Raw genomic sequence first — 12,689 nt, 5'->3', positions numbered from 1 at the left:
TTTGAAATTAAGATTAAAATCTAGAGAAGAAATTGAAAAGATTAAGGCATCAGGTAGACTTTTAGCTCAAACTTTTTTGGAAATCGAGAAAAATATTGCTCCTGGAATTAACACTAAAACACTTGATTTTATAGCTAGTGATTTTATTACTAAAAATGGAGGTAAGTCTGCTTTTAAAGGATATAATGGATTTAAAGGGACTATTTGTGCTTCTATAAATGAAGAAGTTATACATGGAATTCCTGGGAGTAGAATGCTTAAAAATGGGGATGTTATTAGTATTGATTGTGGTGTTGTTTTGAATGGATTTTATTCTGATATGGCTAAAACTTTTAAAGTGGGAAAGGTAAGCTCTCAAGTTAGTCGCTTATTAGAAATTACAGAAGCTGCTCTTTATAAAGGAATTGATGAAATGAAGGTTGGTAATCGAATTTTAGATATTTCGAAGGCTATAGAAAATTATATTAAACCATTTAAGTTTGGAATTGTTAGAGAATATACGGGGCATGGTGTTGGTTTTTCGTTACATGAAGAGCCAAGTATTCCAAATTATTATGATCCTTTTTTTAAAAATATTGAAATACGGGAAGGTATGGTTTTGGCAATTGAGCCTATGGTAAATTTAGGAAGTCATAAAGTTTCTCTTAAGAGTGATGGTTGGACAGTCTTTGCATCTGATCTTAGTTTTTCTGCTCATTTTGAACATACTGTTGCTGTTATTGATGGTTTGCCTTTAATTTTAAGTAAAGTTTGATAATACTTAAGTAAATATTTAAAAGATTTGGTTTTATATTATGGAGGTGTATAAAATGAATAAAAATTTTATTTCTGTGTTTTTTGCTAGTTTTTTAGCTTTAGCTGTTGGATTTTTTGTTGGAATAGGTTATTTGAAGTCTGAAAAAAATACTATTGTTTTTGCACAGGAGAAAGGAGATGCTGTACACTCTCTTCAAGATTCTTTTAGAGAAGTATCTAAAAAAATTTTACCATCAACTGTGGAAATTTATGCTACTGGAACAATTAAAACACGCGATCCTATGCAATTCTTTTTCTTTGATATCCCAGGTCTTAATCTTGAAAAAAAAGCACAATGGGGTGGTTCTGGCGTTATTATTGGAAAAGATTCTAAGAAAACAAATTTGTTTTATGTTCTGACAAATAGTCATATTCTAGAAAATGCTAGTGAGTTTGAAGTTGGAACTTATAATAATAAAAGTTATAAAGCTCAGTTAGTGGGTAAGGACGATAAAAAAGATATTGCATTGGTTAGTTTTGAGGCTGATGATGTTGCAGATATTGGGGTAGCTGAACTTGGTGATAGCGATAGACTTGAAGTGGGAGATTGGGTTATAGCTGTTGGAAGTCCTTATCACTTTAGTTTTTCAGTTACAGCAGGTATTATTAGTGGTCTTCATCGTTCTTTTAATCCTAATTTAAAAGCTAGAAATTTATTTATTCAAACAGATGCGGCTATTAATCGTGGTAATTCTGGAGGACCTCTTGTTAATACTAAAGGAGAAGTTATTGGTATCAATTCGTGGATTTCATCTCCTTCTGGAGGAAATATTGGACTTGGTTTTGCTATTCCTATTAATAATGCTAAGAGTGTTTTTGATGCATTAATGAGTGGACAAAAAAGTGAATCAGCTTGGATGGGCGTTGCATTTCATCGTTTGAGGTCTAAAGATGTAGAATTTCTTAAAAGTTTAGGTTATGAAGATGAGTCTGTTTCATTAGCAATTGTTGCAGGTGTTTATGATGGTTCTCCAGCTTTGAAAGCAGGATTTAGAGCTGGTGATGTGATTAGCAAGATAGATGGTGTTGCAATGAATCTTTTCTTTGATGTTAAGCAATACATTAATGATTTTTATGCTAAGGAAAAAATTAAAGTTGAGGTTTTAAGAGGACAAGAGACGAAAACTTTTGAGGTAGAACTTGGTGTTATGCCTACTAATATCGATAAGGAAAAGGGCAATACTTTAGATTTAAAATTGATGCCAGGCTTTACTGTTTATCCTTTAACTAAAGAGGTTAGGGTGCAACTTGGTTTGAGAAATTGGATTAATGGAGTTGTTGTTGATAGTATTGATTCAACTTTGGGTAATAATCCTCAAATTGCAACAGGAGATATTATTATGATTGTTAATTCAAAAAATGTTAAAACTTTAATAGATTTTTATGATGCTATTAAGCATGGAAAAAATAATTATAGTATTTTAAGAAATGGACAAACTTTAAAAGTGTCTATTTGATAATACATTTTATTTTTTGTATAAGGCTTAAAGATGTTAATTCTTTAAGCCTTTAGGCATTAAATTTGGTAATTCTATTTTGTATTATTAATTTTTTTACTTGAGTGAATAAGTTTTATGTTTGATTTATCAATGTAGAGAGATAATGTTGGGATAGAGATTTGTATTTAAATATATTAGTATGAATAATACTGTTTATTTTTATAAGTTTTCTTAAATGTAGTTCAAGTTATAAATTGTTTTTTATCATTGAGAGAGTAGTAAATATATAAATTATGAGTTAAATTGAAGAGATAATTGATTTTTTTGAAACAAGTCTTAATTTTATGTGTTTTGAGGTGTTATGTAAATGAAAAAATTCGTTTCTTATGAAGATATAAGAATAAATGGTCTTAAACTTGCTTATAAAATTTATAAAGATGGGTTTATTCCTGACATTATGTATGTGTCTTTGAGAGGTGGAGCTTATCTTGGAAATATTATTAGTGAGTTCTTTAAATTTATTAAGCCAGAAAAGCCCCTTCTTTATGCTGCTGTTGTTGCAAGATCATATGATGTTTCAAATAAGCAGAAAAAAATAATGATAGATGGATGGACTTATGATCCAAAATATTTAAGAGTAGGTGATAATGTTTTATTTGTTGATGATATCTTTGATACTGGTCGTACAATTATTCATTTGCGAGAAGAAGTTTTAAAGAGAGGGATAGATAGTCAGAATGTGAGGATAGCTGTTTATGATTATAAAGAACGTGGATATATTGATTATGAACCTGATTATTATGTTAATAAGTATTCAGATGAGGATGAATTAACTACTTGGATACATTACAGTAATCATGAGTTAATTGGATTGTCAGAAGATGAATATAAATTAAATTTTGTTAATTTAGATGATGAATTATTGAATATTTTAAAGTTTTTATCAAAAAAACTTTAATTCTATTCAAGCTTAATATATTCTAGTTCGTTATATCCTCTTATGTTTAATGCTTTTGTTATTTCTCCTAAATTATCTTCTAGAATAGGTCCAATTAAAGCAAAATCTTTATTTATTTTTGTATTTATATTATTTAGTAATTTAATTTTTTTAAATCTATCCTTGATATTGGCTGGATAGACTTTGATATTATACCATACATTTTTTTCTAAATTTGGTTCTTGTATATTAATTTTATCTTGTGGATAATATATTTTTTTTGATTTTTTTATTTTTACAGTACCATTTGTGTGGTTATTTATATGTTCCTTATTATAAGATTTAAAATCTGTATTTTTTTTTCTTCTAATTTCATGATGATAATTAATTTTTTTGTGTGGATAATTTATTTTGTTGGATTTATTTATTTTAGGTTTTGATTTATTGGTTTTATTTGTGATTTCTTTTTCTATATTTGAAAATATTTTGAAATCGTCTTTTAATTTTTCATTTGCAAATAAGATTAGTACTGGTGACATTAATACTATTTTATAGAAAATTTTGATTTGCAATGTTTTTCTCCTTTCGAAAACTCTTTATTAGAAATGAAGAGTTTTCGGAGTTCTTGGAAATGGTATAACATCTCTAATATTAGCCATTCCTGTTGTATATTGCAGTAGTCTTTCAAGTCCAAGTCCAAATCCAGAATGCGGAGTTGAGCCGAATCTTCTTAAATCTAAATACCAATTAAGAGTCTCTGTTTCTAAATTTAGCTCTTTTATTCTATTATTCAATTTATCTAGATTATCTTCTCTTTCACTGCCCCCAATGATTTCTCCAATTCGTGGAACTAAAATATCCATTCCTTTTACAGTTTTATTGTCTTGATTCATTTTCATGTAAAATGCTTTAAATTCTTTTGGATAGTCAATAACTGTAGTAGGTTTTTTAATAATTTCTTCTGTTAAATACCTTTCATGTTCTGTTTGTAAATCCATGCCCCAATAAGGTTTTATTTCAAATGTTTTTGTTGCATTTTCGAGTTTTTTAATTGCTTGAGTATAGGTAATAACTTCAAATTTAGAATTTATTACATCTTCAATCTTTTTTATTACTCCCTTTTCAATGAAGTTATCAAAAAATTCCATATCTTCATGACAGTGATTTAAAGTTTCGCTTAGGACGTATTTTAAAAAATCTTCTGCTAAATTTATGTTATCTTCAAGCGTAAAAAATGCCATTTCAGGTTCAATCATCCAGAATTCTGAGGCATGGCGTGTTGTATTTGAATTTTCTGCTCTAAAGGTAGGACCAAATGTATATATTTTTGATAAAGCCATTGCATAAGCTTCTCCATGCAATTGTCCAGTTACTGTAAGAAATGCTTGTTTGCCAAAAAAATCATCTTTAAAATCAATTTCTTTTTTGTTTTCAATATTATTAAGGTTTAGGGTAGATACACGAAATATTTCACCTACTCCTTCACCATCGTTTGATGTAATAATGGGTGTATGAATATAAAAAAATCCGTTTTTTTGAAAATATTCATGAATTTTATAAGAAATTTGGTTTTTAATTCTGGCAACAGCACCAAATGTATTAGTGCGTATTCTTAGATGAGGGATTTCTCTTAAGAATTCAAAAGAATGTCTTTTTTTTTGTAAAGGATATGTTTCTTGATCTGATTCCCCAATTATATAAAAATTTGTTGTTTTAATTTCATAAGTTTGTCCTTTTGCAGGGCTTAAAATTAAGATTCCTGTTAAGGATATGCTTGCACCTGTTGTGAGCTTTTTAAATTCTTTTTTTTCAAATTGAGGATTGTTTTCATCAATAACAGCTTGAATTCCTTTAATATTTGAGCCGTCATTAATTTCTAAAAATGAAATTTTACCATTGCTTCGTTTTGTTCTAATCCACCCTTTGACTGTGATTGTACTGTTTGTTATAGGGTTGTTTAATATTTCTTTGATACTTTTGTGCATATATTCCTCCTTCTCTAACTTGATGTTTATTATAATTATAGTTTAAGCCATATTATTTTATCATTTTGTCATTGAAAGAGAGTAAATTAATTTTTATACTTAAATTTAGAGAAGATTTATGAACAATTTAGAAGATGTTATAGTTATTTTTGATTCAGGTATTGGTGGACTTGCTTATTTTGAATATATAAGTAAGAAATTGTTTAATAGAAATTATATTTATGTTGCAGATAATAAAAATTTTCCTTATGGTGATAAAAGTTCAAATTTTATTTTAAATGAGTTTTTGGAGCTTATTTCAAAATTAAGGGAAATATATAATATTGTCTCTATTGTTGTTGCGTGTAATACAGCTTCTATTAGTGTTTATAATAAATTAAATTTTAATTTTCCTATAATATATACTTTGCCTTCAGTTAGTTTAGTTAAGGAACTTTTGTGTAAAAGGGTGATTTTAATTGCAACAAATACTACTATTAATAGCGAATTTGTCAAGAAAGAGCAGAATAATCATATAGATTTGATTTTAAAATCTGCGGGTGAACTTGTAAAATTTGTTGAATATGGAGATATCTTTGAAAAAGATGCGCTTGAGTATTTAAAATCTTTAAAGTTTGAAGTTCAATCTACTAAACGAGATATGGTTTTTTTGGGTTGTACTCATTATTTGCATATTAAAGATATGATAGAAAGTGTTTTAGAAATACCCGTTTATGATAATCGTAAAATTGTTGCCGATGAACTTAATAAATCGTTAAAAAATGTTGAAAATAGTGATTATTGTTTTAAACGTTATTTTTATTTAACACAAGATAAAAATTTACACTTTTATAAGAATTTTTGTGAAAAATATAATTTTTATTTTAAAGGAATATTCAATTGAATAGTAGTACATTTGAGGTTCTCTGGGGTGTTAATAATATTTATTCTGTTGTTGAAGTTAATACTAATACAGTTTATGAGGGTGTTATTAAAGGTAAATTCTTAAATACTAGGGAGAAAGAGTATAGTCCTTTAGTTCCGGGTGATTTTGTTTGTGGTGATATTTATGATGAACATAAGGTATACATTAAAGAGAGAATGGAACGTAGAAATGTTTTTTGGCGTTATAATAAAAAGGTTGCTTTAAGGCAAGTGATTGTTTCAAATATCGATAATATTTTGATTGTAAGTTCTGCTACTCTTCCAGAATTTAAAAATTCATTTATTGATAGAACATTGATAGTTGCTGAGGAGCAGGGAATTACCCCTATTATTTTGGTAAATAAGGTTGATGAAGGCATAAATCTGAGGGTTGATTCTTTTATTAAGATTTATGAATATTTAGGTTATAGAGTTATTAAGACTTCTGTTGTTACTTTGCAGGGAATTGATGAGGTGAAAAAAATTATTAAAAATTCAAGAACTTCTTTTATTGGGCAGTCTGGAGTTGGAAAATCTTCACTTATAAATGTTATAGATTTAAATGCATCTCAGGCTATAAATGAGATATCTTATAAGTATGCACGAGGCAGACATACTACGGTTTATGCTGTGGCTTTTCATTCTGATAATAAAATTTTAATTGATACTCCTGGAATAAAGGAATTTGGCATTGAAGGTTTAGGATATCTTGAGCTTAAATATTATTTTAAAGAATTTAAATATTTTAATGATTTATGTAGATTTAATTCTTGTTTACATATCAATGAGCCAAATTGTTTTGTAATAAGTCAAATTGGATTTAAAATTGCAGAAGCTAGGTATAATAGTTATTTGAAAATTTTTAGTGAACTTAAGAGATATAAAAGTTATGCAAGAGAAATATTTGGAAAAAATTGATTTTTATCAAATATTATCTTCAGTTGCATCTTATGTAACTGTTTCAGATACGGTTAAACTTTTAAATGAACAGCAAATATTAAAAACTGATAGAGAAATTCAGGAAGTATGTTCTTTTGTTAATTTAATTAAAAATCTTATTGAACTTGATGAAGAATATCCAAATTATTGTCTTGAGAGTATAAATGAGTCTATTGTTTTACTCCTTAAAAAAAAATCAAGAATTTCTATCGAAGAGATTAAGAATATTATTCTCTTTCTAAAAGAAATTTTAAGAATAATGTTTTTTTTAGAAAAACATGAACTTAAATTTCGGGGTGAAATTGATGTTTTAAAAAAATTATTATTTGTAGATCCAAATTTAAAATATTTACTAGAATTTTTATGTAAATATGTTGATATTGATGAACTTAAAATAAAGCATGGTGTTGATAAGAGATATGATGAGATTGATTTTGAAATTAGAAATTTAAATAAAAAAATTGAAAAGCAAATTAAACAGATAATAAATTTAAATGCAAATTATTTAAGCTCTAATCTTATTTATTATAAATCAGGTAAATGTACCATTGCTCTTAAATCCAGTTTTAAAAATAGAATTAAAGGCAATGTTATATCTGTTTCCTCATCTGGTGAAACATTCTATGTTGAACCAAATGAAATGATAAGTGAAAATAATAGATTGAGTTTTTTAAATTTTGAAAAGACACATATCGTTTTTAGAATTTTGCAAAAATTATCAGATGAAATACGAAAACATATTTTTATCTTAAAATCTCTTTATAGTAATTTTATATATTATGATTCTTTAAAATCCAGAGCAATTTATGGGATTCAAAATCAAGGAATTTTTCCTAAACTTGATGGTGATTTGAATATTATGAATGCTAGGCATCCTTTAATAAAGAATGCAAAGCCTATTAATTTTTCTCCTTTAAATAATAGAGTTGTTGTTATTACAGGTCCTAATGCTGGTGGAAAAACAGCAACATTAAAAACAGTTGCTCTTTTGAGCGCTATGTTCCAATTTGGAATTCCAATTCCAGTTGATGAGTCTAGTACCTTTAAGATTTTTGATAACATTTTAGTTGATGTTGGAGATGAACAGTCAATTTTGAATTCTCTATCAACTTTTTCAAGTCATATGAATAATATTGCTTATATTTTAAAGCATGCAACAAAAGATAGTCTTTTGATATTTGATGAATTTTGTTCAGGTACTGATATTGAACAAGGACAAGCATTGGCTATAGCTATTCTTGAACATTTGATTTTCATTAATGCTTTTGTGATTATCTCAACCCATTATAATGCTCTTAAATATTTTGCATATACTCATGAAAATGTTATTAATGCTTCAATGCAAATGGATTTAGATAAAATGGAGCCCAGTTATAAGTTAATGTTTTCTGTTCCAGGGGAAAGCTTTGCTTTTAGTGTTGCAAGCAAATTTCTTGTTGATTTTAACATAATATCTAGAGCTAAAAATATTTATGAGTCTAGCAAGACGGAAGTTAATGAGATATTGGCAAGACTTACGGAAAAAGAGAGAGAAATATATTTACTTGAGGAAAAAATAAAGAATAAGCTTAAATTTATTGAGCTTAAAGAAGTTGAGATTAATGATATTCGGGAGACTCTTGTATTAAGAGAAAGAAATTTGGAAGAGAATCTTGTTAATGAACAAAAAGAGTTTTTAAAAAAATCAAGACAGACCTTAGAAAATTTGGTTAGAGAGATAAAAGAAGAAGGTGTTTGTCTTTTTAAGAATAAAAAATTTATAGCTGATATTTCAGATAATATAGCTTCTAAGGTTACTAAAATTGAAATGTTAAATCAAAAAATTGCTACTAAAGTTGAATTTAGAGTAGGAGATAAAGTTAGAGTATTAGGCTCAAATTTTTCAGGAGAGATAATAGGTGTTACCAAAAAAGGATTTATTATAAATACAGGTGTATTTAAGATTACAGTTGCAGCTGTTAGTTTAGAGAAAATATTGTATAATGATAGAGCTCCAAGAGGTTGTGAGAAAAAATTTAGTTTTTCTTTTGAGCAGCAAGATGATACATTAAATTTAACAGTTGATATTAGGGGAATGAGGGTGGCTGAGGCTATAAACTTCTTGGGTAAGAAAATAGATGATATGTTGCTTAAAAATGTTTCTAAATTTGAAATCATTCATGGCAAAGGAGAAGGTTTGCTAATGGAAGGAGTGCACGCATTTTTAAAAGATATAACGTTTATTAAAAAATATTATTTTGCTCATCCAAATGATGGAGGGGTTGGAAAAACAATAGTAGAATTTTAAATGGGTATATTAAAGTTTGAAGAATTTGAGAGTGTATTGTTTAATATTTGTCTTTATGTTGACTCTATTCTTGAAGATGAGTTTGGTAATGCTTATGAATTGCATCCGAGTAGGCTTTCTAGAGGTAAAGCAGCTAATGGATTTTTGGATGGACTCTTTCGTGTTACAACTTCTTTTACGTTTGGATATGGTTCTAAATTTGGTAGAGGATATTTAATTATTATTGAAATGATAACTCTTGATGTAGTTGATGTAGAATTTAATAAAAGAATTGTGAAAAAGGGTATTGAGGTTTTTGGTGCAAAACTTAAGGAAAAGTTTCCAGAAAAAGACCTTCGTATAGTTTATGATATTAATGTTTATAAGATTATTGGAAATTTTTTTCATGATATATAATTTTGATATTGTGACTTTTAATAATCAAAAATTTATTGGTATACTTTATGCAAAGATTTGTTTATTGAGTATTTTGGATTACTTTTTTGTATATTGAGGAGTTATAGTGCAATTTGAAGTTAAAGATTTAATAAATAAAATTAAAAAAGATGGACTTGATGAAGCTGAAAGGCTGTCAAGTGAAATTATTCTTAATGCAAAGCAAGAAGCTGAAGCTATTATTTTAAAGGCTGAGAGTGAGGCTAAAGAGTTAAAAATAAAAGCCGAAAAAGAAGCTTATGATTATAAGAGATATTCTCTTGAAGCATCTCGTCAAGCATTTAGAGATTTAGTTATTGGTACTGAAAATAGTATTAAATCTCTTTTTAAATCTGCTTTAAAGGATTCTGTTTCTAGTGTCTATGATTCTAATTTTTTAAGAGAACTAATTATTAGGGTTTTAGATGTTTGGGGTAAAGATGATAAGATAGATATTATGCTTAATGAATCTGATATTGATAATTTATCATCTATTTTAAAAACAAGCATAAGAAATAAATTCGGTGCTGAAATTGAAATAAAACCTTTTAAGGGTATAAATAAAGGGTTTAAAGTCCAACAGAGAGACGGTAGTTTATATTATGATTTTACATCAGAAGCTATTGCTGACATTCTTTTTGAATATTTAAATCCAAGGTTTAAGGAAATTATAAAATTGGATTAGGAGTATAGTATGTTAAGTTCATATTACTATATTATATCCTCATTACCTTATCTTGATTTAAAGGTTGAAAAGGTATGGAGCATATCGGATTTTTTTGATAATGTTGAGATTGTTTTAAGTAGAGAAGATTTTCTTTTTATAAAGGATTTGTCAGAGTTGAGATTTAATAAAGAAAGTTCAGAGGTTACTAAGAAGTTTTTTGAATTTGAAGAAATAATAAGATATACTCTGGCAGTTATTAGGGCTGAAAAATTGGGATTTGAGAAAGATATATATTTAGAATCTCCTTATTTTTCTAGTTATTATTTAGGAATTTTGAAACCTCTTTGTCTTAAAGAAAATCCTTTTGAGGTAGAACTAGGAATTGATATTTTAAAATGGCAATTTTTAACAGAACTTGAAGTTGGAAATGAATTTAACTTTGAAAAGTTGATAATTTATTTTTTAAAGTTAATGTTAATTTCAAGGAGAAGTCTCTTTAGAGAAGAGATAGGTGAGAAAAATTTTGATGATGTTTGTCAAAAATTAAGTATGAAAATAAGTAAAAATTTTTGAAGGAATTTAAATGGAAGCTAAAGGAAAAGTAGTAGGTGTTATTGGAAATTTGGTTACTATTGAAATGGTAGGTACGGTTTCCATGAATGAAATTGTTTTTATTAAAACAGGTGGTCAGAGTTTAAAAGCTGAAATAATCCGTATTAGAGATGGAGAAGTTGATGCTCAAGTGTTTGAAATGACAAGAGGAATTGCTGTTGGAGATGATGTTGAGTTTACAGATAAGCTTTTAACAGTTGAGTTAGGACCTGGTCTTTTAAGTCAGGTGTATGATGGTCTTCAAAATCCATTACCAGAGCTTGCTACTAAGTGTGGTTTTTTTTTAGAGAGGGGTTTATATTTAAGTGCTCTTGATAGAAATAAAAAGTGGAGTTTTAATGCAACTGCAAAAGTTGGAGATTTTGTTGTTGCTGGAGATTTTCTTGGATTTGTCATCGAAGGTACCATTAATCATCAAATTATGGTTCCATTTGATAGGAGAGATTCTTATAGAATTATAGAAATAGTTGGTGATGGTGATTATACTGTAGATGATAAGATTGCTGTTATTGAAGATGATGCTGGGGGTAAACATATTATTACTATGTCGTTTCATTGGCCTGTGAAAGTTCCCGTTACTAGTTATAAAAAGAGACTTATTCCTAATGAGACCATGGTAACTCAAACAAGAATAATAGATACATTCTTTCCGGTTGCAAAGGGTGGTACATTTTGTATTCCTGGACCTTTTGGTGCTGGTAAGACGGTTCTTCAACAGGTTACGAGTCGTAATGCTGATGTTGATATTGTAATTATTGCTGCTTGTGGTGAGCGAGCAGGTGAGGTAGTAGAAACTCTGAAAGAGTTTCCTGAACTTACAGATCCAAGAACAGGTAAATCATTAATGGAGAGAACATGTATTATTTGTAATACGTCTTCTATGCCCGTTGCTGCTCGTGAAGCATCAGTTTATACAGCTATTACTATTGGTGAATATTATAGGCAAATGGGTCTTGATATACTCTTGTTGGCAGATTCAACTTCAAGGTGGGCTCAGGCTATGAGAGAGATGTCAGGTCGTCTTGAGGAAATACCAGGGGATGAGGCATTTCCAGCCTATCTTGAATCTGTTATTGCATCATTTTATGAAAGAGCAGGTGTTGTTGTTTTAAATAATGGCAGTGTTGGATCTGTAACTGTGGGTGGTTCTGTTAGTCCTGCTGGGGGTAATTTTGAAGAACCAGTAACTCAAGCAACTTTGAAAGTGGTAGGAGCATTTCATGGTCTTACAAGAGAGAGATCAGATGCTAGGAAATTTCCAGCAATTAATCCTCTTGACTCTTGGAGTAAATATAGAGGTGTAGTTGAATATGAGGCAACAGAATATGCAAGGGCTTTTTTGGTTAAGGGAAATGAAGTTAATCAGATGATGAGAGTTGTTGGAGAAGATGGGGTGAGTATTGATGACTTTGTTGTGTATTTGAAATCTGAACTTTTAGATTCATGTTATTTACAGCAAAATTCATTCGATAGTGTTGATGCTGCTGTGAGTTTTGAGCGTCAAAATTATATGTTTAATATTCTTTATAAGATTTTACAATCAGATTTTAAATTTGAAAATAAATTGGAAGCAAGAAGTTTTATAAATGATTTAAGACAAAATATTTTAGATATGAATCTTGCTCCCTTTAAGCAAGAAAAGTTTAATAAATTAGAAATTAATTTAAAAAATTTATTACGTTCTAAAAAATTGGATTTTTGAGGTGTGCAA

General features: G+C 28.3%; 12 protein-coding genes. 10 read left to right on the top strand and 2 right to left on the bottom strand.

Going from position 1 to position 12,689, the window contains the following annotated elements:
- The first annotated feature begins 1 nt into the window (after position 1).
- The 3 genes from map (at position 2) to BDU_RS00525 (ending at position 3,192) form a co-directional block, all read left to right on the top strand.
- Positions 2-754 (top strand): type I methionyl aminopeptidase, encoded by a 753-nt coding sequence (map, locus tag BDU_RS00535; RefSeq protein ID WP_012537876.1) that lies wholly within the window; start codon positions 2-4, stop codon positions 752-754.
- Positions 755-809: 55 nt separating this feature from the next.
- Positions 810-2,252: a trypsin-like peptidase domain-containing protein gene (locus tag BDU_RS00530; protein WP_041177675.1), complete on the top strand. Its 1,443-nt coding sequence runs from the start codon at positions 810-812 to the stop codon at positions 2,250-2,252.
- Positions 2,253-2,601: 349 nt separating this feature from the next.
- Entirely contained in the window at positions 2,602-3,192 is a 591-nt protein-coding gene (locus BDU_RS00525) for a phosphoribosyltransferase (protein ID WP_012537874.1), read from the top strand.
- Between the two features lie 2 nt (positions 3,193-3,194).
- On the opposite strand, the gene BDU_RS00520 is transcribed toward BDU_RS00525, so the two are convergent.
- Both BDU_RS00520 and asnS read right to left on the bottom strand, forming a co-directional pair.
- Positions 3,195-3,743 (bottom strand): hypothetical protein, encoded by a 549-nt coding sequence (locus tag BDU_RS00520; RefSeq protein WP_012537873.1) that lies wholly within the window; start codon positions 3,741-3,743, stop codon positions 3,195-3,197.
- Between the two features lie 27 nt (positions 3,744-3,770).
- A complete protein-coding gene (gene asnS, locus BDU_RS00515; protein ID WP_012537872.1) occupies positions 3,771-5,156 on the bottom strand; it encodes an asparagine--tRNA ligase in 1,386 nt (461 codons plus the stop codon).
- A gap of 118 nt (positions 5,157-5,274) precedes the next feature.
- On the opposite strand from asnS, the gene murI reads away from it, so the two are divergent.
- The 7 genes from murI (at position 5,275) to BDU_RS00480 (ending at position 12,680) form a co-directional block, all read left to right on the top strand.
- Complete coding sequence (gene murI / locus BDU_RS00510; RefSeq protein WP_012537871.1) at positions 5,275-6,039, top strand: glutamate racemase; 765 nt, start codon at positions 5,275-5,277, stop codon at positions 6,037-6,039.
- On the top strand, positions 6,036-6,977 hold the full coding sequence (gene rsgA / locus BDU_RS00505; protein ID WP_012537870.1) for a ribosome small subunit-dependent GTPase A: 942 nt from the start codon (positions 6,036-6,038) through the stop codon (positions 6,975-6,977). The genes murI and rsgA overlap by 4 nt, the downstream gene beginning before the upstream one ends.
- Positions 6,949-9,285: an endonuclease MutS2 gene (locus BDU_RS00500; protein WP_041177674.1), complete on the top strand. Its 2,337-nt coding sequence runs from the start codon at positions 6,949-6,951 to the stop codon at positions 9,283-9,285. The genes rsgA and BDU_RS00500 overlap by 29 nt, the downstream gene beginning before the upstream one ends.
- Positions 9,286-9,681 (top strand): hypothetical protein, encoded by a 396-nt coding sequence (locus tag BDU_RS00495; RefSeq protein WP_012537868.1) that lies wholly within the window; start codon positions 9,286-9,288, stop codon positions 9,679-9,681.
- Between the two features lie 106 nt (positions 9,682-9,787).
- Positions 9,788-10,384 carry a V-type ATP synthase subunit E gene (locus BDU_RS00490; RefSeq protein ID WP_012537867.1) on the top strand — a complete coding sequence of 199 codons (597 nt, stop codon included), beginning with the start codon at positions 9,788-9,790 and terminating at the stop codon, positions 10,382-10,384.
- 9 nt (positions 10,385-10,393) lie between these two features.
- Positions 10,394-10,939 carry a DUF2764 family protein gene (locus BDU_RS00485; protein ID WP_012537866.1) on the top strand — a complete coding sequence of 182 codons (546 nt, stop codon included), beginning with the start codon at positions 10,394-10,396 and terminating at the stop codon, positions 10,937-10,939.
- A gap of 10 nt (positions 10,940-10,949) precedes the next feature.
- Positions 10,950-12,680: a V-type ATP synthase subunit A gene (locus tag BDU_RS00480; protein WP_012537865.1), complete on the top strand. Its 1,731-nt coding sequence runs from the start codon at positions 10,950-10,952 to the stop codon at positions 12,678-12,680.
- Positions 12,681-12,689 lie beyond the last annotated feature (9 nt).

Source organism: Borrelia duttonii Ly, from assembly GCF_000019685.1.
In the GTDB taxonomy this organism is placed as follows: domain Bacteria; phylum Spirochaetota; class Spirochaetia; order Borreliales; family Borreliaceae; genus Borrelia; species Borrelia duttonii.
Note: the sequence above shows the minus strand (reverse complement) of the source record. Positions and strands in the feature narration are given on the sequence as shown.